The sequence below is a fragment of the Mycolicibacterium canariasense genome (assembly GCF_002101555.1).
GTDB lineage: Bacteria > Actinomycetota > Actinomycetes > Mycobacteriales > Mycobacteriaceae > Mycobacterium > Mycobacterium canariasense.
The window spans coordinates 20,447-43,609 of the sequence record NZ_LQOL01000048.1 but is presented as its reverse complement, the minus strand read 5'-3'; the positions used below and the strand labels follow the sequence as shown (position 1 = coordinate 43,609).

Here is a 23,163-nt window from a genome sequence, read left to right as displayed (position 1 = left end):
TCAGATCATCCTCGGGAAGGTGCGCCCACTTTCACGCCGCCTCGCCGAGGCTCATCCACAGGTTCTGATCATTGCTCGGTGGCAAGCGGGGCGGGGTACTCGGCAGTGGCGGCAGCAGTGGGGAGCACGGGGTAAATGACGCTGAGCGACGCACGAACTTGAGGCGAAGGTGGCTCTGGTCGTGGACCGATCCTCGTGTTTCTCCGTAGCTTGTCGACATGGCTGCTGTATCGAAGTTGGAAGCTCGGCGTCGCGCGTGGGAGGCGCACTGCCGAGCGATTGAGTCACGAGCACAACGGGATCGCGCCAACACAGCTGACGCGACCGCCGTTCGTACGTTGATCGGACGCCTGCAGGATGTGGACGAATGGCAAGCGCGTCGCGTCGCGCAGTCTCGTCAACAGGTGGAGGCAGAGGCGCAGCTCAGGCGCAGCCGCTACTACGCGGATGCCTGTGCGTCGATCAAGGACATGCGAGAGCGCGGCGCGACGTTGGCGGCCGTCGCGGAGCTGGTCGGTGTCGATGTCCGCGAGATACGTGCGCTGCTGCGCAGCAAGGCTGCGAAAACTGTTAAGGCGCAACCTGCTGCGCGCGCTGGTGCAGGGCGGGACGCTCGCGCGGACACCGAATGGCCGCGGTGCGTGAGATGCGATGCGCTGATGATGGATCGCGAAGATAGACCACGTCGCGGACGCCGCCGGCTCTACTGCTCAGACACGTGCCGACGCGACTCATCTGCGGCCCGCATGGCTGCCGAGCGCCACGGAACGCCTATCCGCGTTGTCGAGGTGCCGCGAGCTGGCTCCGATACCGATCTCGACACGACTCCTAGGGATTCGCCCGCTTCTGTCCCCATCAGCGCGCTCGACGCCGCAGACATCGCCTCCCGTGACGAACGGGCGCTGTGCGCGTTACTGGTGAGTCTCACAGAGCGCGCACGTCGGAAGGACCTCGAACGGGCCACCCTGACGGCTACGCGTGATCTCGCCAAAGTTGTTTATCCGTACCGCAGCTGAACAGCTCAGCGCCGCCGAGAACGGCGGCGGCGCGCCCGGCTGTCCCGCCGCCGCTGTGCAGGCCCGCATGCAGTCAGAGAGCCATCCGCCCTACCCGAACCGTGCGTTGTCAGCGCGGCGATCTCGGCGGGCAGGTCAGCCACGAAGCGGAGCTCCAGTTCGTCGATTGCGTCTCGTCGCGCCGCTTCGAGAAGCAGGGTCGCATCGTCACGATGGGGGAGAACTCCGTGATCGCGCGCATAGCGATCTGTGACGGTATCGATGAGATCGTCCAACGAGGTGGTGAGAAGAAGCGCATCGTCGCCGGCGTGGCGCTCTGCGAACTCCTCGCGGCGTTCGCTGGACCATGTTGCTGGATAAGAAAGATCTGACAGATACAGCTGCTTGATGGCCGCCTCCAACTGGCCTGACCACCCGTAGTCAGGCCAGTCGTGGATGACCGCCTGGACGATCGCGTCGAATTGCGTGCTCACGAAGACCACTCCTCCCGTTGAGGGACCTGGTCCAGATTCTGCCCGATGGTGCCGACGCCGCTAGCCCGACAAGCGCGGTCACGACGCCTCGACGTCTAGATCGTCGGCTGAATGACCCTTCGGGACAGTCTGGCGGTGCGCGGGCAGCTCTTGAACAGAGGACGACTGCTCCCGCGGAGCCGAAATGCGCGAGGGACGCGAGGATTGCGAGTGTTGTTTGGCCGACACATCTTTGTAGGGCGGGTAGACGGTCCACAACAGGACATTCCGATGATTTCGAGCGCCATCGTCTTCGATCGCCCAACCCAGACTCCGTAGCGCGGGTGCGTGCCGTCGTAGGACGGCCGTGACATCCCGCCCGTTCCGGGGCCACTCCTTCGGCCTGCGCCAGGTGTCGCCGGTTGGCGTGACTGTCGCCAGCAGGTCGCCTCCGGACTTTGCGACGAGCGGTTCCCGGATGTGCAGCCGTAGCTGTTCGATGAACGGGTCGGCGGACAGGCTGTCTTCGGAGAGTTGATTGGCGCGTGACAGGTAACGCCGGAAGCCATGGGTCGACAGAATCTCGTCAACGGCCGCCAGCGTGCGACTGAAGTCCGCCATCCGTGGCGACACGTCGACCGAAATGGTTTCCAGCCGTTGATGGACGACGGCGGCCAGATCGAGAAGCCCGCCCAAAATCCCTGGTAGAGCCGTGCGCCACTGTTGTCGCATCGTGGCTTCCGGTTGTCGCATGTGGCGATCAATGCGTCGCAGGTCGACAGTCGCCAGTCGCTCCGCGAGGTCGGGCCGCACTGCTCCGACGTCGATGCCGTTGATGATGACGCACCGCCGAAATTTGATGACTGCGAGATCGGAGTCTGTGTACAACGCCCGTTTGATGTTGCCGTCGCCGGTGGCGGCGCGGCACAGAGAATCCGACAACCACGGCGAGATAGTCGACAGGTTGTCCAAGGCAACGACCCACGAACCGGAGGCTGCAGTGACCCACGAGTCGGAGTCACGCGGTGCCTGCCGCAGGGGGACCGGTGACGGGTCGATGAGATCGACCAGCATGCGCGTGGTTGTGCTCTTGGCGCTGCCCTGCTCGGCGAACAGCGCCAAGATCGGGTGGGGGACGTCCGTCTGGACAAGAGCGGCAACGAGGGCAGCAAGGAGGACCGGTCGGTCTTCAAAGTCGACGTTGACGAAATCCCAGAGCTTCTCGACATTCCCGCCCTGAGCCGGCAGCGGCATCGCCCCGGTCAACTTGGTACGCAGAAAGCGCACAGGTGCCCGTTCGGTGAGCGTCCACCGGCCCTGTCGGATACGAATCGTCTGGCCATCGGGCCGTCCGGTGTCGATGTAAATGGTGCCGTCATCGTCAGCGACGCGGAGGTTGAGGCGTTCGGGCGGCTTCGTGGCAGCCAAACCTTCGAGGATCAGGGTGGCGTCAGTCAGCGCCTGGCCGCCGGCGACCGCGCCGGTTTCGGCGAAGTACCGTGCGGCGAGGTCGGCGCGTAGACCGGCCTTGCCGGCGCGGAGCAGCATCACCAAGTGCGGGCGGTCGCGGTCAGCGCCGAACGGCTCGCCCTCTTCTGAGAGCCCGAGCAGGTAGCGTTCCTGTGCCATGCTGACCAAGCGTGCGGCTACCGACTTCTTGTCCGTCTCGGTGTTGTCGCTCATAGGATTTCCTGCATACGGTGCTTATGCAGGCTGCGTTGACGAGCTATTCTCATGTGGAACTTCCGTGTCGGATGATCAGGTGGTTCGAACAAAGACCTCGGCTAGGCCCCGGGGTCTTTTTCGTGGGTGCGGTTCACGCGGCGTCTCCGCCTCCGCGCCGGGTTGCGCTTTCTTGCTCCGAGATCCATCGCAGCACTTCGTCGCGCCGGTAGACGACTCGGCGGCCCAAGGTGAAACTGGCCGGTCCGATGTCGCAGTGGCGCCAGTAGCGGAGAGTTCCAACGGGAATGCCGATGATGTCTGAAACCTGTTTGGCACTCAGTAGATCCATGTAGCTGCTCCTCAATAGTGGGTTCTGTCAACGAATCCAACGGTGGTGGTGGCGCCCTGCATTTGTCCACCAGTACCCTCAACTTCGCCTATAAATTGGCTCCAGTCGAACGATTTCGTCGGCTGTCGGTGGTCGGTGGGAATCTGGCACCCAACGGAGGTGGCTCACATGCAGCGACGAAACCGCCGCGCCGGCGTCGAGGACAGGTGGCGTCGATCGGACGGGACCCCTGCCGCGCGCAATGGCAAAGGGCGCCGATGGTTGGCCCGGTATGTCGATGATCAAGGCGGTGAGAACACCCGTTCGTTCGACCGCAAGGTGGACGCTCAGGCCTTTCTCAACGAGATCACAGCCGCGCAGACGATAGGAACCTATGTCGCGCCAAAAGCCGGGCGCATTACCGTCCGTGAATTGCACGCCAAGTGGCTTGGTACCCAGGGCCATTTGAAGGAGACGACGGTTGCGACACGCGCGTTCGCATGGTCGGGCTACGTCGAAGGCCGGTGGGCCGCGGTCGCAGTAGCCGACGTGCAATCGTCGGATATCAGGGCGTGGGTGCAGCAATTGGCGGCGGGTGGAGCCAAACCGGCCACCATCGAGAATGCGCTTAGCGTCCTGAGACAGATTCTGGAGATGGCCGTCGACGATCGACGGATCCCCCGCAATCCGCGTATGGGAGTGAAGTCGCCGCGACGACAGCACCGAGCACGGGGCTACCTGACGCACCGGCAGGTGGAACTTCTGGCCCGCGAGGTCGGCGAGTACGCCATCGTTGTTCGATTTCTGGCCTACACCGGGTTGCGCTGGGGCGAGATGGCAGCGCTGCGGGTGGAGTCATTCGACATGCTGCGTCGCAGGGTGAATATCCGTGAGGCGGTCGCCGAGGTGAAGGGACGTGTGGTGTGGTCGTCGCCGAAATCCCACGAACGTCGCTCGGTGCCGTTCCCGGCGTTCCTGGCCGAGCCGCTGGCCGTGCTCATGATGGGTAAGCGGCGTGAGGACTTGGTGTTCACATCGCCAGGAGGAGCACTGCTGCGAGTGTCGACGTGGCGGCCGCGGGTCTTCAACGTGGCCGTCCAACGTCTCCAGGCAGCAGACCCGGCGTACCCCACCGTGACACCGCACGACCTTCGCCACACGGCGGCGTCGCTGTCGATCAGCGCGGGGGCCAACGTCAAGGCCGTCCAGACGATGCTCGGGCACGCGTCCGCAGTCCTGACCCTGGACACCTATGCAGACTTGTTCCCGGACGACCTGGAGCAGGTTTCGGTTGCACTAGATGCGGCGCGGATGCGGTCTTTGGAATCCACTGCGGACCAGCTGCGGACTGGGAAGTAAGAAGGCCCCGACCAGAATTCCCGGTCAGGGCCTCTACCTGCGAACACACCAGTCGGGGTGGCGGGATTCGAACCCACGACCTCTTCGTCCCGAACGAAGCACGCTACCAAGCTGCGCCACACCCCGCGTGAAGCCACGACAGCGTATCGCACCGGGGTACCGCGAAGCCAAACGGCTGCTCAGGCGGGGCCTCCCGGCTACCTTCTGGTTGCGCGCAGCACCGCCAGCCGCTCCCGGTACTCCGCCTCGCCGACCTCGCCGCGGGCGTACACGTCGCGCAGGGTGTTCTCGCCCTTGCGGCCCTGCAGCCGCCGCGCGATCAGCCAGATCGCGGTGACCACCAGGGCCAGCACGATCAGCCGGGCCAGCAGGAACCACGGGTGGAAGGCCACGGCGCCGAACCGGCGCCCGTCGTCGGCGACGAAGGTCATGGTCTGCGGCAGGTATTCGTAAAGGTTCATGGTGTCCAGCCTGCTCGGTGTGTCCGCGGCAGGCATCGGCCGCGAGGCGTCGACATCGCTACGCCGCGTGCCGTAGCGCTCAGCCCTGCCACCCGGGCCGGACCAGTCCGCTCTCGTAGGCCAGCACCACCAGTTGGGTGCGGTCCCGGGCGCCCAGCTTGGTCAGGATCCGGCTGACGTGGGTGCGCGCGGTCGCCGGGCTCATGAACAGCCGGGCACCGATCTCGGCGTTGGTCAGCCCCTCGGCGACCAGGGTCATCACCTCCCGTTCCCGTGCGGTGAGGTCCGGCAGGGACACTGCGGCCGGCGGTTTGGCACGAGACGCGAACTCGGCCATCAGCCGGCGCGTCACCGACGGTGACAGCAGCGCATCACCCTCGGTGACCACCCGCACGGCCCGCACCAGCTCGCTGGGCTCGCTGTGCTTGACCAGGAAACCGCTGGCGCCGGCCCGCATCGCCTCGAACACGTACTCGTCCAGCTCGAAGGTGGTCAACACCACCACCCGCACGCCGGTCAGGGCCGGGTCGGCGGTGATCGCCCGGGTGGCGCTCAGCCCGTCCAGGTCCGGCATCCGGATGTCCATCAACACCACATCGGGCTGCAGCCGGCGAGTCAGCTCCACCGCCGACGTTCCGGTCGCGGCCTCCCCGGCCACCTCGATATCGGGCTGGGCGTCCAGCAGCGCGACGAATCCGGCCCGCACCAGCACCTGGTCGTCGGCCACCAGCACCCGGATCATCGAGGGTCACCCACCGGCAGCGCCGCGTGCACCCGGAATCCGCCGGTGGGCAGTCGTCGCGCCGACAGCGACCCGCCCAGCGCCTGCGCCCGCTCCCGCATCCCGGCGATCCCGCTGCCGCCGGTGCCTGCGGTGTGTACCGGCCGGCCGTCGTCGTCGACCGCCACCTCGAGCGCGTCGTCGCCATAAGTGATCGTCACCGTCGCCGCGGTCGCGGTGGAGTGGCGCACCACGTTGGTCAGCGACTCCTGCACGATGCGGGCGGCGGCGCTGTCGATCACCGCCGGCACGGCGCGCGGCCGCCCGCACACCGTCGTGGTGACGGTCAGGCCGGTGGCGCGGGTGAAGCCCACCAGCGCGTCCAGATCGGTGATGCCCGGGGTCGGCGCGGTGGGCTCCCCGGATTCGGTCCGCAGGGCGGCGACCAGCGCGTTCATATCCGAAATCGCCTGCCTGCTGGCATCTTTGATCGCGGACAAGGCCGGGCCGGCCCGTTCTGGCTGGGTGTCGAGCAGCTCGAGCGCCACCGCGGATTGCACGTTGATCATCGACAGGCTGTGGGCCAGCACGTCGTGCAGCTCACGCGCGATGGTCAACCGGGCCTGTGAGGCGGCGTCCCGTTCCATCGCCGCGCGCCGCTGACGACCGGCCTCCAGGCTGGCCCGGCGTTGCCGAATACCCTCGGCGATGGCCAGCAGCACCAACATCCAGGCGCCCAGCGCGCCCGCGGCCTCGGCGGGTGGGGACCGCCACCACACGAACAGCGCCCAGCCGATGAACGGCAGCGGATAGGTGTGCCAGCGCGCCCCGGTGGACGCAGCGGTGAGGAACGCGATGACCAGGGCGAGCACCACCGGTCCCGGCCGGTGCGTCGCGTGGAGGTAGGCGACCGTCACGGCGAGGACGCCGGCCAGCACCGGCAGCGGGTACCGGCGCCGGGCCAGCAGCAGCGCCGGGCCGGCCAGCAGCAACACCACCGCGTACGGCGTCACGGGCAGCGCGGCCAGGCCGTCGAACCGCCGGCGGGCGCCGAAGGTGCCGGCCAGCTGGATCAATGCGGTGACGAGCGCGGGCAGCCACACGCTGGGAGTGCGGAGTTCGGCGCCCATACCCGCACGGTAGCCACCCGCGGCGGGCGCGGCGTCCGTGTCGCGACGTATATCACTGCCAAGATTAGGAAAGAATTAGAGCGTCCCGTGCGTTATAGCTTCCGAAGGCCGGAACGGCCTGATCGATTCCACATCGATTCGACGGAGTGAGGCAGACATGACCGGACTGGGCGCCATGATCTATATCGGGTTCTTCGCCTTGGCCGCGTTATGGCTCTTCATGACGGGCCGCGCCGAGGGTCAGGGCCAGGTTCCGGAACGTTCGAACTCGGCGAGTGTCGACGCCGGTCCGGATGGATCCAGCCCCTGGCTGCTCAGCCACTCGTCGTCGAAGTAGGTGTCGGCGTAGCGGTTGCCGCTGTCGGCCAGCAACGTCACCACCGATCCGCTGCGTCCTTGCGCGATCATCTCGGCGAGCAGGGCGAATGCCCCCCACACGTTGGTGCCCGTGGACGGCCCCACCGGTCGGCCCAGCACCCGGCTGACGTGGCGTGCTGCCGCCACCGAGGCGGCGTCGGGCACCGCCACCATCCGATCCACCACACCCGGCAGGAACGAAGGCTCCACCCGCGGTCTGCCGATACCTTCGATCCGGGAGGACGCGCCGGTCTCGATATCGGCGCGGCCCTGCTCGTAGGCGGGGTAGAACGCCGAATTCTCCGGGTCCACCACGCACAACCGGGTGGGGTAGCGGCGGTAGCGCAGATACCGGCCGATGGTGGCGCTGGTCCCGCCCGTGCCCGCGCCGACCACCACCCACTCGGGCACCGGGTGGGCCTCATCCCGCATCTGGTCGAAGATCGACTCGGCGATGTTGTTGTTGCCGCGCCAGTCGGTGGCCCGTTCGGCGTTGGTGAACTGGTCCAGGTAGTGCCCGCCGGTCTCCGCCGCCAGCCGCTCGGCCTCCGCGTACACCTCGGCCGACTTCGCCACGAAATGGCAACGGCCGCCTTGTGATTCGATCAGCTTGATCTTGCTGACGCTGGTGGAGGACGGCATCACCGCGATGAACGGCAGCCCCAGCAGTGCGGCGAAGTAGGCCTCGGAGACGGCCGTCGAACCGGATGACGCCTCGATGACGGTGGTGTGCTCACCGATCCACCCGTTGCACAACGCGTACAGGAACAGCGACCGGGCCAACCGGTGTTTGAGGCTGCCGGTGATATGCGTCGACTCGTCCTTGAGGTACAACTGCACGTCCACCCCGCCGGCCCACGCGTCGGGAAGTGGATAGCGCAACAGGTGGGTGTCGGCGCTGCGCCGCGCGTCGGCTTCGATCAGCCGGACGGCGTTGTCCACCCAGGCCCGCGGTTGGTTCCGGTCGCTGAACGCCCCGGGGCTCACCGTGCCGTGACGGTCGGGTGCGCCTGCCCCGCCGTGGTGCCCAGCGCCGATCCGCGGGTCGGCGCGGCGACCAGGGTCAGCAGGGTGGCCTCCGGCCGGCAGCAGAACCGCACCGGCGCATACGGGGAGGTGCCGATGCCCGCCGACACGTGCAGCTTCATGTCGGCACCCCACTGCGAGGGACCCTTCACCCGGGAGCGGTCCAGGTCGCAGTTGGTGACGACGGCGCCGTAGAACGGCAGGCACAGCTGCCCGCCGTGGGTGTGCCCGGCCATCACCAGCTGATAGCCGTCGGCGGCGAACCGGTCCAGCACCCGGGGTTCCGGCGAGTGGGTGACGCCCAGCCGCAGGTTCGCCGTCGGGCTGGCCGGCCCGGCGATGGTGTCGTAGCGGTCGCGACGCAGGTGCGGATCGTCCACGCCGGCCGCGGCGATGCGCAGTCCGGCCACGTCGAATTCGCGGCGGGTGTGGGTCATGTCCAGCCAGCCGCGTTCGGTGAACGCCGCACGCAGGTCCTGCCAGGGCAGCGGGGCACCGTGGATGCGCTTGTGCTTCTTGAACAGATAGTTCGCCGGGTTCTTCGGGCGCGGGGCGAAATAGTCGTTGCTGCCGAACACGAACACCCCCGGCACCGAGAGCAGATCCCCGAGCGCCTGTACGACGGCCGGGACCGACCGCGGATGCGACAGATTGTCGCCCGTGTTGACCACGAAATCCGGTTCCAGCGCCGCCAACTCGCGCAGCCACGCCTGCTTGCGGCGCTGCCGGGGCAGCATGTGCAGATCACTGAGGTGCAGCACCCGCAACGGCGTGGAGCCCGGCGTGAGCACCGGCATGGTGAACTCCCGCAGCGCGAAGGCGTTGCGCTCGATCAGCGACGCATAACCGATGCCGGCGGCCAGGGCCCCTGCGGCGACGGCGGCAGTGTTCTTCACGTACGGCATGTCAAAAGACTACTGCCACCGGCGCACCAGGGCCGGGCTATCACCTGTGATCACGGCGGGGGCGGTGGCGGCGGCGGCCCCAGCACCGGCACCGTGATCGGCGGCAGTCCGGGGATCTCGATGACCGTCGAGCCCACCTGTGGCGGCGGCGCGTTCGGGTCGAGGCCCGGGATGCCGATCGGCGGGGGCGGCGGTGGTGGCGGGATGCCGTTGCTGACCTGGATGGTGATGATCGACCCCGGAATGGTCTGCCCGGACGGCGAGGTGCCCACGACGGTTCCGGCCGACGACACACTGTTCACCGGGGTGGCCTGGTCGGCGACCTGGAACCCGGCGTCCTTGAGTCGCTGCCGGGCGGCGTCCTGGGACATGCCGGCGACACTGGGCACCTTCGAGCCGGGGCCGCCCTCGACGTACCGCGGATCGGTCGGGGGCAGCTGCACCGTGTCCGGGGTGATCGGTTTCATCGCGGTGAACCAGGTCCTGGCGGGCTCGTTACCGCCGAACAGGTCACCGGATCCGCACTGCCGCAACGGGAACGAGCACAGGTCGCCAGGAGTGCTGGAATCGTCGTAGATGTAGTTCGCGGCGGCGAACGCGCTGGTGAACCCGAGGAATCCCGACGAGCGGTGCGCCTCGGTGGTTCCCGTCTTACCCGACATCGGCAGGTTCCAGCCCGCCGCGCCGGCCGAACCGGCGGCCGTGCCGTTGCCCTGGTCGTCGTGGCTCATGGCGTTGGCCAGCGTGTTGGCCAGACCCTCTGGCACCACCTGCTCACACGTCTCGGTGGTCACGGCGACCTCCTGGCCGTGCCGGTCGAAGACCTTGTCGACCGGATTGGGCGGGCACCAGGTGCCCGATGAGGCCAGCGTCGCCGCCACATTGGACAGCTCGAGCGCGTTCACCTCGACCGGGCCCAACGTGAACGACCCGAGGTTCTGCCGTTTGATGAAATCGGCCAGGCTCTCGTTGCTCTCCGGGTCGTAGTCGCGGGCGGTGCCGGGCAGCGCATAGGACCGCAGGCCCAGCTTGACGGCCATGTCCACCGTCCGCTGCACCCCGACCTGGCTGATCAGCTTGGCGAAGGCGGTGTTCGGCGAGGTGGCCAGCGCGTCGGTGACGCTCATCTGGCCGCGGTAGTTGCCGGCGTTCTGCACGCACCAGGTCGCCGCGGGGCAGCCCTTCGCGCCGCCGCTGCCGAGCCCCTTGGCCTCGAACCGGGCCGGCGCGTCCAGCGTCGCGTTGATGCCCATGCCCATGTCGAGGGCTGCGGCGGTGGTGAACACCTTGAAGATGGACCCGGCGCCGTCGCCGACCAGCGAGAACGGCTGCGGCTGCATGGTTTCGCCGGCATCGGTGTTGAGGCCGTAGGTGCGGTTGCTGGCCATCGCCACCACCGGATGCGCGGTCTTGCCCGGCTTGATGACGCTCATCACGCTGGCGACGCCGGTGAGATCGGGGGCGGCGATGCTGTCGACCGCCGATTTGACGTTGGCCTGGATGTCGGGATCCAGCGTGGTGCGGATGAGGTAGCCGCCCTTGGCCACCTGCTCCTTGCTGATCCCGGCGCGGGCCAGATAGTCCAGCACGTAGTCGCAGAAGAAGGCCCGATCCCCGGCGGCGATACACCCGCGCGGCAGTTCGTTGGGTTGCGGCAGGATGCCCAGCGGCTGCTGCTTGGCCGCCCGCAACGCGTCGGCCTCCTGCGGGATGTTCTCGATCATGGTGTCCAGCACCAGGTTGCGACGGGCGAGCGCGCCATCGGGGTTGGTGTACGGGTTCAGCGTGCTGGTCGACTGCACCATGCCGGCCAGCAGGGCGGCCTGCTGCCAGTTCAGCTCCGAGGCGTTGACGCCGAAGTACGTCTGCGCCGCGTCCTGGATTCCGAACGCGCCGTTGCCGAATGACACCAGATTCAGGTAGCGGGTCAGGATCTCCGGTTTGGTGAACGTCTTGTCCAGGGTCAGTGCCATGCGGATCTCGCGCAGCTTGCGGGCCGGCGTGGTCTCGATCGCGGCACGCTTCTCGGCGTCGGTCTGCGCGATCACCAGCAACTGGTAGTTCTTCACGTACTGCTGTTCCAGCGTGGATCCGCCGCGGGTGTCCAGATCGCCGGAGGCATATCCGGCCAGACCGGTGAGCGTGCCCTTCCAGTCCACCCCGTTGTGTTCGGCGAATCGCTTGTCCTCGATGGACACGATGGCCAGCTTCATGGTGTTGGCGATTTGCTCGCTGGGCACCTCGAACCGGCGCTGGGTGTAGAGCCAGGCGATCGGGTTGCCGCGGGCGTCGGTCATCGTCGAGACCGCGGGCACCTCGCCCTCCACGAGCTGGGCCGACCCGTTGGCGACGACGTCGGAGGCGCGGTTGGACATCAGCCCGAGACCACCCACCAAGGGAAACATCAATCCCGCCGCGATCACGCTGGCCAGCAGGCAGCACCATGCGAGCTTGATGAGCGTCACCGCAACGGGTGGTCGCACGGTGTGCTGCTCGGGCATGGGTAACAGACTAACCAGACCTTCCTGGAAGGGCCTCCGAGCGGTGCGTTTGTACGACGGACGGCCCGGCGGCACGCCCGTCCCAAAAAATCGTGATCTGACTGTTGCGTAAAACCCCTCTGACCACCTAGCTTGGACACACACTGCGATTCAGGTAACACTATTGGACGCAATGTGGCGTAGATCGCACTCGTGGTCTGGCCCGCCGGAGCGAAAGGGTTGCTGATGTCAGTTTCGTCGACTGCGATACGCAAATCGGGCACGGGCCAGCAACCCGGCAGTGCCACGCACAGTGCCGAGGCCGAAGCCCGCATCGCGTGGGTGTCCCAGGCCCGCTGCCGGCAGGCCGACCCGGACGAACTGTTCGTGCGCGGCGCCGCCCAGCGCAAGGCCGCGGTGATCTGCCGGCATTGCCCGGTGATCGCCGAATGCGGGGCGGATGCGCTGGACAACCGGGTCGAGTTCGGGGTGTGGGGCGGGATGACCGAGCGTCAGCGCCGCGCCTTGCTCAAGCAGCACCCCGAGGTGGTGTCCTGGGCCGAGTTCTTCGCCGCCCAGCGCAAGCACCGCAGCGCCGTCTGACCCTCTGCACCGCACTGCCGTCTACCCCGCGAGTCGCGGGGTGGACGCCGCTTCTAGGCGGATTCGGCGACACCCGTCAGCTGGTCGCCGATCGCGCGCAGCGCCTCCAGGTCGGACACGTCGAACGGCAACGACGGCACCCCGACGATCGCGACATGCGGATTGGCACCGGTGAACCGGCCCAGCAGCCGCACCTCCCGCTTGGCGGTGGCCGCGCGCGCCGCGTGGATCCGCAACACCGCCGCGGCCAGTCCGCCCGGCGCCTGGGCATCCAACTGATCGGCGGCCAGCTCGGCCTTCTCGCCGGGCAGGCTGCTCAGCGTGGGATGGGTCCGGTTCAGGATCATGCCGGCCAGCGGCATGTGTTCCTGGGACAGCCGGTCGATGAAGAACGACGCCTCGCGCAGCGCGTCCGGTTCGGCCGCCGACACCACCACGAACTGGGTGCCCCTGCGCTTCAGCAGCTCGTACGTGCGGTCCGCCTTCTCCCGGAAACCGCCGAAGGTGGCGTCCAGTGATTGCACGAATCCCGCTGCGTCGGAGAGCATTTGGGATCCCAACACGGTGGACATGCCTTTCATGGCCAGTCCCACCGCGCCCGTCACGATGCGGCCGATGCCGCGGCCCGGTGCCAGCAGCAGTCGCCACAGCCGGCTGTCCATGAAGCTGCCGAGCCGCTTGGGGGCATCCAGGAAGTCCAGGGCGTTGCGCGACGGTGGCGTGTCGACCACCACCAGATCCCACTTGTCCTCGGCCAACAACTGGCCGAGCTTCTCCATCGCCATGTACTCCTGCGTGCCGGCCAGCGAGGTGGCCACGGTTTGGTAGAACTGGTTCTCCAGGATCGCGTCCGCACGGTCGGTGCCGGAGTACTGCAGCACCATCTCGTCGAAGGTGCGCCGCATATCCAGCATCATCGCGTGCAGTTCGCCGGGGACCTCCGGTGCCAACGGCACCCGCTGCGGGGTGTTGCCGAGGCTTTCGATGCCCAGGGCCTGCGCCAGCCGCTTGGCCGGATCGATGGTCAGGACCACCACGGTGCGGCCGTACTCGGCGGCGCGCAGCGCCATCGCCGCGGCCGTCGTGGTCTTGCCGACACCGCCTGCGCCGCAACACACCACGACGCGGTTGGACGTGTCGGTCAGGATGGCGCCCAGGTCGAGCGTGGGGGGTGTGGTGCTCATGGTTGTCCTACCTCACTCCCTGCTGGGCGAGCGCCTCGGCCAGCTCGTACAGGCTGCCGAGGTCCACACCGTCGGAGATGGTCGGCAGGTCCAGGCGGGCGACGTCGAGCTGCTGCAGCTGCTCGGCGCTCTCGGTCCGGGCGGCGATCAACGTGGCGTGCTGGATCGATTCGGTGAGCAGGCCGGCAAAATCACTGTCGGACAACGTGATTCCCACCTTCTCCAATCCGGATCGGACGGCGTCGGCGTCAATGTCGCCCTCGGCTGCCTTTCCGAGCGCGTCGGCGGGCAGATACGTCGGGATGTTGCGGTTGACGATGACGCTGCCGATCGGCAGATCCAGTTCACGCAACTCCTCGATCGCCTCCAGGGTCTCCTGGATGGGCAAGGCCTCCAGCAGCGTCACCAGATGCACCGCGGTCAGCGGCGAGTGCAGGATCTTGACCACACCCTCGGCCTGGGAGTGCACCGGACCGCCCTTGGCCAGCTCGGACACCGCCTTGGTGACGTCGAGGAATCGGGAGATCCGGCCCGTCGGCGGCGCGTCGACGACGATCGCGTCGTAGGCGTCCGGCTTTTTCTTCTCGTTGCGGACGACGATCTCCTTGATCTTCCCGGTGAGCAGCACATCGCGTAGGCCCGGGGCGATCGTGGTGGCGAATTCGACGGCGCCGATCCGGCGCATCGCCCGACCGGCGATGCCCAGGTTGTAGAACATGTCGAGGTATTCGAGGAAGGCGGCCTCGGTGTCGATGGCCAGGGCGTTGACCTGACCGCCGCCGTCGGCGGTGGCGACCTTCACCTCTTGGTAGGGCAGCGGTGGCACGTCGAAGAGCTGGGCGATGCCTTGGCGTCCCTCCACTTCCACCAGCAGGACCTTGCGTCCCCCCGAGGCCAGGGCCAGGGCCAGCGCCGCGGCGATGGTCGATTTGCCGGTACCGCCCTTGCCCGACACGAAATGCAGGCGGGCCTCGGTCAGGCGGGCTGGCCAGCCGACCGGGTTGGGTGCAGGGTCCACCAGTGCATGCTAACGGTGGGCCTACACGCGCCGGATAAGCTCTGCAGCATGAGCGAACCGACCCGGTGGGAATACGCCACCGTCCCGTTGCTGACCCACGCCACCAAGCAGATCCTGGACCAGTGGGGTGCCGACGGCTGGGAGCTGGTGTCGGTGCTGCCCGGGCCCACCGGTGAGCAGCACGTGGCGTACCTCAAGCGGCCGAAGTGACCAGTTGGTCCGCGCGGTTGGCCGAACTCGGTATCGAGCTGCCGGCCGTCGTCGCTCCGCTGGCCGCCTATGTGCCCGCGACGCGCACCGGGAACCTGGTCTACACCGCGGGGCAGCTGCCGATCGCCGGCGGTGAGCTGTTGGCCACCGGCAAGGTCGGCGCCGAGGTCACCCCGGAGCAGGCCAAGGAGCTGGCGCGGGTGTGCGGTCTCAACGCGCTGGCCGCGGTGCACTCGCTGGTCGGTATCGACGCGGTGACCAAGGTCGTCAAGGTCGTCGGATTCGTCTCGTCGGCACCGGGTTTCGCCGGGCAGCCGGGTGTCGTCAACGGCGCGTCCGAGCTCTTCGGTGAGGTGTTCGGCGATGCCGGAGCCCATGCCCGGTCGGCCGTCGGGGTGTCGGAGTTGCCGCGCAACGCGCCGGTCGAGGTCGAGATTGTCGTCGAGGTCGCGTGAGCGACCGAGCATCCAGCCCCGAGGTCGCGTGAGCGACCGAGCATCCAGCCCCGAGGTCGCGTGAGCGACCGAGCATCCCACCCCGAGGTATCGAGCCAGGCGTGACCCACCCCGCGTACGGAGTGCTGAGGCCGGTGACCGAGTCGGCCTCGGTGCTGCTGTGCGACAACCCCGGGATCATGACGTTGGACGGCACCAACACGTGGGTGCTGCGCGGGCCGGGCAGTGATGAGATGGTGATCGTCGACCCGGGGCCAGACGATGCCGAGCACATCGGCCGGCTGGCCGATCTCGGGAAGATCCCACTGGTACTCATCAGCCACAAACACGAGGACCACACCGGCGGTATCGACGCCATCGTCGAGCGCACCGGAGCGGTGGTGCGCGCGGTGGGCAGTGGCTTTCTGCGCGGTGTGGGCGGCCCGCTGACCGACGGCGAGGTGATCGATGCCGCGGGCCTGCGTATCACGGTCATGGCCACGCCCGGGCACACCGCGGACTCGCTGTCGTTCCTGGTCGACGATGCCAAGGGCGGGCGCAGCGACGGGCGAGGTGCCGTGCTGACGGCCGACACCGTGCTGGGCCGCGGCACCACCGTCATCGACAACGAGGACGGCAGCCTCGGGGCCTACCTCGATTCACTGCGCCGGCTGCAGGGACTGGGCCGTCGGCGGGTGCTACCCGGGCACGGTCCCGAGCTCGATGACCTGGCCGCGGTGAGTGCGGCGTACCTGGCCCACCGGGAAGACCGGTTGAACCAGGTCCGCGCGGCGCTGCGGGTGCTGGGTGAGGACGCGACCGCACGCCAGATCGTGGAGCACGTCTACACCGATGTCGACACGACACTGTGGGACGCGGCCGAGAAGTCGACCCAGGCGCAGCTGGACTACCTGCGGCAGTGATGTGTGGAGCGGCACCCGTAATGATTACGGGTGCCGCTCCACACATCGCAGGTCCTCAGCGCGCGCGCCGCGCCAGCCGCTCGCTGTCGCTGATCAGCACGCTCTTGCCCTCCAGCCGGATCCAGCCGCGGTGCGCGAAATCGGCCAGCGCCTTGTTGACCGTCTCCCGGGACGCGCCGACCAGCTGGGCGATCTCCTCCTGGGTCAGGTCGTGGGTCACGCGCAGGGCGCCACCCTCCTGGGTGCCGAACCGCTGCGCCAGCTGCAACAGCTGCTTGGCGACCCGGCCGGGAACGTCGGTGAAGATCAGGTCGGCCAGGTTGTTGTTGGTGCGGCGCAGCCGGCGGGCCAACACGCGCAGCAGCTGCTCGGCGATCTCGGGGCGGTCGGCGATCCAGGCGCGCAACGCCTCGCGGTCCATCGACACCGCGCGCACCTCGGTGATGGTGGTGGCGCTGGAGGTACGCGGGCCCGGGTCGAAGATCGAGAGCTCACCGAACATGTCGGACGGACCCATGATGGTCAGCAGGTTCTCACGACCGTCCGGTGAGCGACGGCCGATCTTCACCTTGCCGGACGTGATGATGTACAGCCGGTCGCCGGGCTCGCCCTCGGCGAACACGGTGTGCCCGCGCGGGAAGTCGACGGGCTGCAGCTGTTTGGTCAGTGCCGCGACCGCAGTGGGTTCGACTCCTTGGAAGATTCCGGCCCTGGCCAGGATCTCGTCCACGTTGCCCCTCTTAAGCTAATTCGGTGATATGACGCGCGCCGGCCAACGCAGGCTGGTGAGCGCATTCAGTCTAGTTGTTGGCCACGCCGCGACGTGCCAACGCTACACACGATTGGCCTGGCGAGTCGCCGGAAACTGCGGATTCAGTCCGGTCGGAGGGTATATCCGGGTCGGTAGTCCGGCGGGTTCCACTGGTGTCGGGCGGGGTGCGGGTACCCGGTCCAGCAAATTGTCCTTGGTCCGTGGCCCCGGATTCTGCTCACGCAGCCCGGCTTCCAAGCGGTCCAGACCGAAAGTTGCCAACATCAGCAACCCCGGAACGAACGCCACCAGCAACCACGACACGAGTGATGAGTAAACACGGCGAAGGTCTCAGCCAGATCACGGTTTGTCACCGGTCAGCACAGCAGTGCGGGTCGTCCTACCCCGTCGGTTCGCCCGAGGACCAGGGCACGTCAGTACGCTGATCCGGTGAGCGTTCGCACCGCCCGGAGCAAATCGGCAGCCAAGCGGTCCGCCAGATGGGACACAGAAACCCATCTCGGCCTGGTCCGCCGGGCCCGCCGGATGAACCGCACGCTGGCCACGGCCTTCCCGCACGTGTACTGCGAACTGGATTTCACCACGCCACTGGAGCTCATCGTGGCGACCATCCTGTCGGCGCAGTGCACCGACAAACGCGTCAACCTCACCACCCCGGCGCTGTTCCAGAAGTACCGCACCGCGCTGGACTACGCCCAGGCCGACCGCACCGAACTGGAGGAGCTGATCCGGCCCACCGGCTTCTACCGCAACAAGGCCAACTCGCTGATCAACCTCGGTCAGGAATTGGAGGCCCGGTTCGACGGTGAGGTACCCGCCGATCTCGACGATCTGGTGACGCTGCCCGGCGTCGGCCGCAAGACCGCCAATGTGGTGCTGGGCAACGCCTTCGACATCCCCGGCATCACCGTCGACACCCACTTCGGCCGGCTGGTGCGCCGCTGGCGATGGACCGCCGAACAGGACCCGGTGAAGGTCGAGCACATCGTGGGTGAGCTCATCGAGCGCAAGGAGTGGACGCTGCTGAGCCACCGGGTGATCTTCCACGGTCGCCGGGTCTGCCATGCGCGGCGACCCGCCTGCGGGGTGTGCGTGCTGGCCAAGGATTGCCCGTCGTTCGGCGAAGGCCCCACCGATCCGGTGACGGCGGCGGCTCTGGTGAAAGGCCCGGAGACCGAACACCTGTTGGCCCTCGCCGGCCTGTGAGCAGATCCGCGCGCTGGACCGCGGTGGTGCTGATCATCTTCACGGCCCTTGCCATCGGATTGTGGCGGGAGATCGGCACCGAGCAGACCGCCCCCACGGCGCCCGAAACACCCACCGCGCGCGATCATCGCGACGCCGACACCCCGGAAGCGTTGCGGGAACCGCGGGCCAAGGCCGACCTGCCGCCCTGCCCTGCCGACACCGGGCAGCCCGGGCCGCCCGCCCTGCGTGGCATCACCCTGGAGTGCGCGGGGGACGGCAGGCCCGTCGACCTCGCCCCCGCGCTGGCGGGCCGCCCGGTGGTGCTGAACCTGTGGGCCTACTGGTGCGGGCCATGTACCGACGAACTGCCGGCCATGGCCGAATACCAGCGCCGGATGGGATCGGCGGTGACCGTCGTGACGGTGCATCAGGACGAGAACGAGACGGCCGGTCTGCTGCGGCTGGCCGAACTCGGTGTGCGCCTGCCGATGCTGCAGGACGGCCGGCGCCGCGTCGCCGCGGCCCTCAAGGTGCCCAACGTGATGCCTGCGACGGTGGTGCTGCGGGCGGACGGTAGCGTGGCCGAAATCCTGCCCCGGCCGTTCGCCGACGCCGACGACATCGCCGCGGCGGTGAATCCATCGATAGGAGTGCCGGGATGAGCACGCTCGATGCCGGCCACAACACCGGCGTACAGCCGGGATCGGCCCCACCGTGGCTGCGTCACCTGGTCGACGATGTCCACCAGGTGCCCGATGCCTACCGGCGCCGCGTGCCCGCCGACGTGCTCGCCGCCATCGCCGAGGCCAACACCACTGCCACCCGGTCGGGGACCAAACGCGACGCCGCGGTGCTGGTGTTGTTCTCCGGGCCCCCGGACGCGCCCGCCGGGGCGCTCCCGCCCGACGCCGACCTGCTGGTCACAGTCCGCGCCGCCACGCTGCGCAACCATTCGGGTCAGGCGGCATTCCCCGGCGGCGCGGCCGATCCCGGCGACGGCGGCCCGGTGGGCACCGCGCTGCGGGAGGCCACCGAGGAGACCGGGCTGGATGCCGCCAAGCTGACACCGCTGGCCACGCTGGACCGGATGTTCATCCCGCCGTCGGGTTTTCACGTCGTGCCCGTGCTGGCCTACTCACCCGATCCCGGCCCCGTCGCGGTGGTCGACCCCGCGGAGACGGCGATCGTGGCGCGCGTCCCGGTCCGCGCCTTCGTCAACCCGGAGAACCGGCTGATGGTGTACCGGCAGCAGAACACCCGGCGCTTCGCCGGACCTGCGTTCCTGCTGAACCAGATGCTGGTGTGGGGGTTCACCGGTCAGGTCATCTCGGCGATCCTCGACGTCGCGGGCTGGGCCCAGCCGTGGGACGCCGACGACGTGCGTGAACTCGACGAGGCAATGGCGCTGGTTGGGCGGGCCAGCCAGTACGGTGTAGAGCAATAATGACCTCGTCTCAGTGGCTTGACCTCGTCATCCTCGCCTTCGCCTGCGTCGCCGCGCTGTCCGGACTGCGTTCCGGTGCCCTCGGCTCGGTGCTGTCGCTGGTGGGCGTGGCGCTCGGTGCCGTCGCCGGGGTACTGCTGGCGCCGCACATCGTCAGCCATATCGACGGCCCCCGTACCCGGCTGTTCGCGACGCTGTTCCTCATCCTGGCGTTGGTGGTGATCGGCGAGATCGCCGGCGTGGTGCTCGGCCGGGCGGTGCGCGGCGCCATCCACAACCGGCTGTTGCGCGGCCTGGACTCGCTGGTGGGCGCGGCCCTGCAATTGGTCGCGGTGCTGCTCGCGGCGTGGCTACTGGCCGCACCGTTGACCTCGTCGAGCCAGCCCGGCCTGAGCGCCGCGGTCCGCGGATCGCGGGTGCTCACGGAGGTGAACGGGATCGCACCGGAGTGGATGCGCAAGGTGCCCACCCGGCTGGCCAACCTGCTGGACACCTCCGGGCTGCCCGATCTGCTGCCGCCGTTCGGGCGCACCCCGATCGTCGCGGTCGACGCACCGGATGCCGCATTGATCAACTCGCCGACCGTCGCGGCAGCCAAGGGCAGCGTGGTCAAGATCCGCGGCGTCGCACCCAGCTGCCAAAAGGTGCTCGAGGGAAGCGGTTTCGTCATTGCCCCGAACCGGGTGATGTCGAATGCGCACGTGGTGGCCGGCGCCGAGACCGTCACGGTCGAGGAGGACGGCAAGACCTACGACGCCACCGTGGTGTCCTATGACCCGAACGAGGACATCTCGATCCTCGCGGTGCCGGACCTGCCCGCGCCGCCGCTGCTCTTCCACGATGCCGAGGCCAAGCCGGGCACCGACGCCGTGGTGATGGGGTATCCCGGCGGCGGGGAGTTCGCCGCCACGCCGGCGCGCATCCGCGAGACCATCGAACTCAACGGCCCCGACATCTACCACACCACCACGGTGAACCGGACCGTCTACACCATCAGAGGCACTGTCAAACAAGGCAATTCGGGCGGACCGATGATCGACACCGACGGCAAGGTGCTCGGTGTGGTGTTCGGCGCGGCGGTCGACGACGCCGATACCGGGTTCGTGCTCACCGCCGAGGAAGTGCTGCAGCAGCGGCTGAAGGTGGGCAACACCGCGCCGGTGCCCACCGGCAGGTGCATCTCCTAACGCGGGTAGACCTGCGCCAGGAACCGGGTCAGGTGCGCGTTGACGGTGGCCGGGCATTCCTCGTGCGCGAAATGCCCGGCGCCCTCGATCGAGGCGAAGTGCCCGTGCGGTGCATACGGCCGGGTCCGGTGCACCGGGTCGGCGAGCACGTACGGATCGGCGTCACCGCGCATGTGCAGAACGGGGATCGCCAGCGGCTGCTTCATGGACCGCATGAACCGGCGGCCCTCCCCGCGCAGCTGGCTGCGTACCGCCCAGCGCTGGTACTCCAGCGCGCAATGGGTGGCGCCCGGGATCCGGGCGGCCGTGCGCAGATGCTCGATGGTCTCGGTGAAGTCTTGGGACTCTTGCCATTTCGCGCTCGCCCTGGTGCGGACCAGGCGCTCCAGCTCGGCCGCGTCGCCCCGGGCGAGCGCCCGTTCGGGCCAGAACGGCAGCTGATAGCGCAGCATCGAGGGCAACAGCGCCCGGCCCTGATCGCGCCGGGTCAGCGCGGACGCCCGCAACGCCACCGGGTGCGGTGAGCTGACCAGCGCGATCGCTTTCACCACCCGGGGGTGCAGCACGGAGGTGGCCCAGCACACCAGCCCGCCGTCGGCGTGCCCCACCAGGGTTGCGGTGCGGTGCCCGAGCGCTCGCACCAGGCCGGCCGTGTCCCCGGCCAGGGTCCAGCCGTCGTAGCCGCGCGGTGGCTTGTCGCTGCCGCCGTAGCCACGCAGGTCGACCGCGACCACCCGGGCGTTCCTGCTTTGTCCCGTCGCTTCGCTCACCCCGATGCCGGCCAAGCCCCGGAGTTGGTGACGCCACGACCACCAGAACGAGCCGAACCCGTGCAACAGGATGACCAGTGGCCGGTCGGGGTCGGCCTGCTCGCGCTCGGCCTCCACCACGTGGAAGCGGATACCGTTCGCGTGGACCTGCAGATGACGCCACGGGCCGTCGATGTACACCACCGACGGATCGGGCGGGTGCATCTACCAGCCCGATGGGTCGGTGGGCGCCGGGCGGGCCGGCTCGGCCGGCTTGTCGTGTCCCGGGGTCAGGGCGGCCGGGATCTCCTTGACGGTCTCGATGGTCTGCCGTGGCCCGCGGATCCGACGCACCTTCAGGTAGCCGAACAGGGCCAGTGCCCCCGTGGTGATCACCATGAGCGCGAAGACGATCAGGAACGCCACCCACCGCCACAGCCACTCGTCGAGCAACTCGGCGAGGAAGAAGAAGAAGAAGAACGTCGAGTAGAACAGCACCACCAGCGCGGCGATGAAGAAGATGCTGCCGGTGAGGCCTTTCTTCACGTCGCGGGTGATCTCGGCCTTGGCCAGCTCGACCTCGGCCCGCACCAAGGTGGACACCTGCGCGGTCGCGTCCTTGACCAGATCGCCGATCGACGGATCGGCCTTCGGGGCATGCGGGTCAACGAGCGGAATGGATGCCACGGTGGTCGGCACGCCGTTCTTGCTTTGCCCTGTCGTCATGGGGCTATGGTGCCATGTCGCGCGACGTCCCTCGATCCAGCCCGACGATAGAATGGCGCCGGCTGCTTCGGGGCCCGAGCGAATTGGGGATGCATTGAGACACCGCCGGCACAAGACGGCTTACGCGCTTGCCGGGGCGGTCACCGCTTTCGCCGCGACCGTTCTCGCCCCTCTCGCGCACGCCGACGTCCCGGTCGATCTCGGTGGCGGATCCGGCATCGTGATCAACGGCGACACCTTCTGCACCTTGACCGCGATCGGTAACGACGCGACCGGCAAACTCATCGGGTTCACCTCGGCGCACTGCGGCGGGCCGGGCGCACAGGTCGGCTCCGAGGCCGTGCCGCAGGCCGGGGTGCTGGGCACCATGGTCGCCGGCAACGACGGCCTGGACTACGCCGTCATCCAGTTCGACCCCGCCAAGGTGCACCCGGTCGACACCGTCAACGGGTTCCGCATCGACGGTCTCGGGCCGGACCCGGCGTTCGGCGACGTCGCGTGCAAGCTGGGCCGGACCACCGGGTATTCGTGCGGGGTGACCTGGGGGCCGGGCAAGGATCCGGGCACCATCCTGAACCAGGTGTGCGGCCAGCCCGGCGATTCCGGGGCTCCTGTCACCGTCAACAACCGGCTCGTCGGCATGATCCACGGCGCCTTCACCGAGGACCTGCCGACCTGCATCGTGAAGTACGTGCCGCTGCACACGCCGGCGGTCACCGTGTCGATGAACGCGGTGCTGGGCGATATCGCGACGAAGAACCGCCCCGGGACGGGATTCGTTCCCGTCCCCTGACTCAGATTCCCCGTCGCTTCGCTCGCCCTGAG

25 protein-coding genes and 1 tRNA gene are annotated in these 23,163 nt (G+C 68.2%); 11 read left to right on the top strand and 15 right to left on the bottom strand.

Annotated elements, in window-relative coordinates:
- The first annotated feature begins 218 nt into the window (after window positions 1-218).
- Window positions 219-1,016: a hypothetical protein gene (locus AWB94_RS34610; RefSeq protein ID WP_133052865.1), complete on the top strand. Its 798-nt coding sequence runs from the start codon at window positions 219-221 to the stop codon at window positions 1,014-1,016.
- Between the two features lie 5 nt (window positions 1,017-1,021).
- Here the strand turns inward: AWB94_RS34610 and AWB94_RS12445 are convergent, their stop codons facing one another.
- The 3 genes from AWB94_RS12445 to AWB94_RS12435 all read right to left on the bottom strand — a co-directional run bounded on the left by AWB94_RS12445 (window position 1,022) and on the right by AWB94_RS12435 (window position 3,482).
- Window positions 1,022-1,489, bottom strand: coding sequence for a transposase (locus AWB94_RS12445; RefSeq protein ID WP_131805338.1), 468 nt, complete (start codon window positions 1,487-1,489; stop codon window positions 1,022-1,024).
- Between the two features lie 78 nt (window positions 1,490-1,567).
- Entirely contained in the window at window positions 1,568-3,151 is a 1,584-nt protein-coding gene (locus AWB94_RS12440) for an AICE element replication initiation protein (protein WP_062657834.1), read from the bottom strand.
- A gap of 133 nt (window positions 3,152-3,284) precedes the next feature.
- Window positions 3,285-3,482, bottom strand: coding sequence for a helix-turn-helix transcriptional regulator (locus AWB94_RS12435; RefSeq protein ID WP_062657835.1), 198 nt, complete (start codon window positions 3,480-3,482; stop codon window positions 3,285-3,287).
- A 42-nt stretch (window positions 3,483-3,524) separates the two neighbouring features.
- On the opposite strand from AWB94_RS12435, the gene AWB94_RS12430 reads away from it, so the two are divergent.
- Entirely contained in the window at window positions 3,525-4,820 is a 1,296-nt protein-coding gene (locus AWB94_RS12430) for a tyrosine-type recombinase/integrase (protein WP_234811722.1), read from the top strand.
- A 52-nt stretch (window positions 4,821-4,872) separates the two neighbouring features.
- Here the strand turns inward: AWB94_RS12430 and AWB94_RS12425 are convergent.
- From AWB94_RS12425 to ponA2, 7 genes are all read right to left on the bottom strand, one after another.
- Window positions 4,873-4,946: transfer RNA gene (locus tag AWB94_RS12425), tRNA-Pro, on the bottom strand.
- Window positions 4,947-5,017: 71 nt separating this feature from the next.
- Window positions 5,018-5,281, bottom strand: coding sequence for an SHOCT domain-containing protein (locus tag AWB94_RS12420; protein WP_201029569.1), 264 nt, complete (start codon window positions 5,279-5,281; stop codon window positions 5,018-5,020).
- Window positions 5,282-5,360: 79 nt separating this feature from the next.
- The gene (locus AWB94_RS12415) at window positions 5,361-6,023 is read right to left on the bottom strand and encodes a response regulator transcription factor (protein WP_062657838.1); all 663 of its coding nucleotides are present in this window, start codon (window positions 6,021-6,023) and stop codon (window positions 5,361-5,363) included.
- Window positions 6,020-7,132 carry a sensor histidine kinase gene (locus AWB94_RS12410; protein ID WP_062657839.1) on the bottom strand — a complete coding sequence of 371 codons (1,113 nt, stop codon included), beginning with the start codon at window positions 7,130-7,132 and terminating at the stop codon, window positions 6,020-6,022. The genes AWB94_RS12415 and AWB94_RS12410 overlap by 4 nt, the downstream gene beginning before the upstream one ends.
- A 240-nt stretch (window positions 7,133-7,372) precedes the next feature.
- A complete protein-coding gene (gene cds1 / locus AWB94_RS12405) occupies window positions 7,373-8,476 on the bottom strand; it encodes an L-cysteine desulfhydrase Cds1 (protein WP_062657840.1) in 1,104 nt (367 codons plus the stop codon).
- Complete coding sequence (locus AWB94_RS12400; RefSeq protein WP_062657841.1) at window positions 8,473-9,420, bottom strand: metallophosphoesterase; 948 nt, start codon at window positions 9,418-9,420, stop codon at window positions 8,473-8,475. Before AWB94_RS12400 ends, cds1 begins: the two co-directional genes overlap by 4 nt.
- Window positions 9,421-9,470: 50 nt before the next feature.
- Window positions 9,471-11,921: a transglycosylase/D,D-transpeptidase PonA2 gene (gene ponA2, locus AWB94_RS12395; protein ID WP_062657842.1), complete on the bottom strand. Its 2,451-nt coding sequence runs from the start codon at window positions 11,919-11,921 to the stop codon at window positions 9,471-9,473.
- Between the two features lie 225 nt (window positions 11,922-12,146).
- Here ponA2 and AWB94_RS12390 point away from each other — a divergent pair, with 225 nt between their 5' ends.
- The gene (locus AWB94_RS12390) at window positions 12,147-12,503 is read left to right on the top strand and encodes a WhiB family transcriptional regulator (protein ID WP_062657868.1); all 357 of its coding nucleotides are present in this window, start codon (window positions 12,147-12,149) and stop codon (window positions 12,501-12,503) included.
- A 53-nt stretch (window positions 12,504-12,556) separates the two neighbouring features.
- Here AWB94_RS12390 and bagB read toward each other — a convergent pair whose 3' ends face one another.
- Together bagB and bagA are read right to left on the bottom strand one after the other, a co-directional pair.
- The gene (gene bagB / locus AWB94_RS12385; protein ID WP_024454602.1) at window positions 12,557-13,687 is read right to left on the bottom strand and encodes an ATPase BagB; all 1,131 of its coding nucleotides are present in this window, start codon (window positions 13,685-13,687) and stop codon (window positions 12,557-12,559) included.
- Between the two features lie 7 nt (window positions 13,688-13,694).
- Window positions 13,695-14,705, bottom strand: a complete 1,011-nt coding sequence (bagA, locus tag AWB94_RS12380) for an ATPase BagA (protein ID WP_234811721.1) — start codon at window positions 14,703-14,705, stop codon at window positions 13,695-13,697.
- Window positions 14,706-14,753: 48 nt separating this feature from the next.
- Between bagA and AWB94_RS34130 the strand changes: the two genes are divergently transcribed.
- The 3 genes from AWB94_RS34130 to AWB94_RS12370 all read left to right on the top strand — a co-directional run bounded on the left by AWB94_RS34130 (window position 14,754) and on the right by AWB94_RS12370 (window position 16,272).
- Window positions 14,754-14,915 (top strand): Sp36 family protein, encoded by a 162-nt coding sequence (locus tag AWB94_RS34130; protein ID WP_109762369.1) that lies wholly within the window; start codon window positions 14,754-14,756, stop codon window positions 14,913-14,915.
- Window positions 14,912-15,370, top strand: coding sequence for a RidA family protein (locus AWB94_RS12375; RefSeq protein ID WP_062657844.1), 459 nt, complete (start codon window positions 14,912-14,914; stop codon window positions 15,368-15,370). The genes AWB94_RS34130 and AWB94_RS12375 overlap by 4 nt, the downstream gene beginning before the upstream one ends.
- 101 nt (window positions 15,371-15,471) lie before the next feature.
- Window positions 15,472-16,272, top strand: a complete 801-nt coding sequence (locus AWB94_RS12370; protein WP_109762371.1) for an MBL fold metallo-hydrolase — start codon at window positions 15,472-15,474, stop codon at window positions 16,270-16,272.
- A 55-nt stretch (window positions 16,273-16,327) separates the two neighbouring features.
- Here AWB94_RS12370 and crp read toward each other — a convergent pair whose 3' ends face one another.
- On the bottom strand, window positions 16,328-17,002 hold the full coding sequence (gene crp, locus AWB94_RS12365; RefSeq protein ID WP_019510750.1) for a cAMP-activated global transcriptional regulator CRP: 675 nt from the start codon (window positions 17,000-17,002) through the stop codon (window positions 16,328-16,330).
- Between the two features lie 471 nt (window positions 17,003-17,473).
- Here crp and nth point away from each other — a divergent pair, with 471 nt between their 5' ends.
- Genes nth through marP form a run of 4 tightly spaced genes read left to right on the top strand, consistent with a single transcriptional unit; the run spans window position 17,474 to window position 20,863 of the window.
- Entirely contained in the window at window positions 17,474-18,250 is a 777-nt protein-coding gene (nth, locus tag AWB94_RS12355; protein ID WP_084395286.1) for an endonuclease III, read from the top strand.
- Entirely contained in the window at window positions 18,247-18,894 is a 648-nt protein-coding gene (locus AWB94_RS12350; protein ID WP_062657848.1) for a TlpA disulfide reductase family protein, read from the top strand. Before nth ends, AWB94_RS12350 begins: the two co-directional genes overlap by 4 nt.
- Complete coding sequence (locus AWB94_RS12345) at window positions 18,891-19,676, top strand: NUDIX hydrolase (RefSeq protein ID WP_062657849.1); 786 nt, start codon at window positions 18,891-18,893, stop codon at window positions 19,674-19,676. The genes AWB94_RS12350 and AWB94_RS12345 overlap by 4 nt, the downstream gene beginning before the upstream one ends.
- On the top strand, window positions 19,676-20,863 hold the full coding sequence (marP, locus tag AWB94_RS12340; RefSeq protein ID WP_062657850.1) for an acid resistance serine protease MarP: 1,188 nt from the start codon (window positions 19,676-19,678) through the stop codon (window positions 20,861-20,863). Before AWB94_RS12345 ends, marP begins: the two co-directional genes overlap by 1 nt.
- Here the strand turns inward: marP and AWB94_RS12335 are convergent.
- Both AWB94_RS12335 and AWB94_RS12330 read right to left on the bottom strand, forming a co-directional pair.
- The gene (locus tag AWB94_RS12335; RefSeq protein ID WP_062657851.1) at window positions 20,860-21,837 is read right to left on the bottom strand and encodes an alpha/beta fold hydrolase; all 978 of its coding nucleotides are present in this window, start codon (window positions 21,835-21,837) and stop codon (window positions 20,860-20,862) included. The genes marP and AWB94_RS12335 overlap by 4 nt on opposite strands.
- The gene (locus AWB94_RS12330; RefSeq protein ID WP_024454592.1) at window positions 21,838-22,338 is read right to left on the bottom strand and encodes a phage holin family protein; all 501 of its coding nucleotides are present in this window, start codon (window positions 22,336-22,338) and stop codon (window positions 21,838-21,840) included.
- A gap of 52 nt (window positions 22,339-22,390) precedes the next feature.
- Here AWB94_RS12330 and AWB94_RS12325 point away from each other — a divergent pair, with 52 nt between their 5' ends.
- Window positions 22,391-23,131, top strand: a complete 741-nt coding sequence (locus AWB94_RS12325) for a S1 family peptidase (protein ID WP_062657852.1) — start codon at window positions 22,391-22,393, stop codon at window positions 23,129-23,131.
- Window positions 23,132-23,163 lie beyond the last annotated feature (32 nt).

Excerpts from the sequence above, each read along its gene's own strand:
- marP (WP_062657850.1), top strand. The coding sequence starts at position 19,676 with ATGACCTCGTCTCAGTGGCTTGACCTCGTCATCCTCGCCTTCGCCTGC.
- ponA2 (WP_062657842.1), bottom strand. The coding sequence starts at position 11,921 with ATGCCCGAGCAGCACACCGTGCGACCACCCGTTGCGGTGACGCTCATC.
- AWB94_RS12435 (WP_062657835.1), bottom strand. The coding sequence starts at position 3,482 with ATGGATCTACTGAGTGCCAAACAGGTTTCAGACATCATCGGCATTCCC.
- AWB94_RS12335 (WP_062657851.1), bottom strand. The coding sequence starts at position 21,837 with ATGCACCCGCCCGATCCGTCGGTGGTGTACATCGACGGCCCGTGGCGT.
- AWB94_RS12345 (WP_062657849.1), top strand. The coding sequence starts at position 18,891 with ATGAGCACGCTCGATGCCGGCCACAACACCGGCGTACAGCCGGGATCG.
- AWB94_RS12400 (WP_062657841.1), bottom strand. The coding sequence starts at position 9,420 with ATGCCGTACGTGAAGAACACTGCCGCCGTCGCCGCAGGGGCCCTGGCC.
- AWB94_RS12325 (WP_062657852.1), top strand. The coding sequence starts at position 22,391 with ATGGCGCCGGCTGCTTCGGGGCCCGAGCGAATTGGGGATGCATTGAGA.
- AWB94_RS34130 (WP_109762369.1), top strand. The coding sequence starts at position 14,754 with ATGAGCGAACCGACCCGGTGGGAATACGCCACCGTCCCGTTGCTGACC.
- AWB94_RS12415 (WP_062657838.1), bottom strand. The coding sequence starts at position 6,023 with ATGATCCGGGTGCTGGTGGCCGACGACCAGGTGCTGGTGCGGGCCGGA.
- AWB94_RS34610 (WP_133052865.1), top strand. The coding sequence starts at position 219 with ATGGCTGCTGTATCGAAGTTGGAAGCTCGGCGTCGCGCGTGGGAGGCG.
- AWB94_RS12420 (WP_201029569.1), bottom strand. The coding sequence starts at position 5,281 with ATGAACCTTTACGAATACCTGCCGCAGACCATGACCTTCGTCGCCGAC.
- AWB94_RS12330 (WP_024454592.1), bottom strand. The coding sequence starts at position 22,338 with ATGACGACAGGGCAAAGCAAGAACGGCGTGCCGACCACCGTGGCATCC.
- AWB94_RS12390 (WP_062657868.1), top strand. The coding sequence starts at position 12,147 with ATGTCAGTTTCGTCGACTGCGATACGCAAATCGGGCACGGGCCAGCAA.
- AWB94_RS12440 (WP_062657834.1), bottom strand. The coding sequence starts at position 3,151 with ATGAGCGACAACACCGAGACGGACAAGAAGTCGGTAGCCGCACGCTTG.
- bagB (WP_024454602.1), bottom strand. The coding sequence starts at position 13,687 with ATGAGCACCACACCCCCCACGCTCGACCTGGGCGCCATCCTGACCGAC.
- AWB94_RS12410 (WP_062657839.1), bottom strand. The coding sequence starts at position 7,132 with ATGGGCGCCGAACTCCGCACTCCCAGCGTGTGGCTGCCCGCGCTCGTC.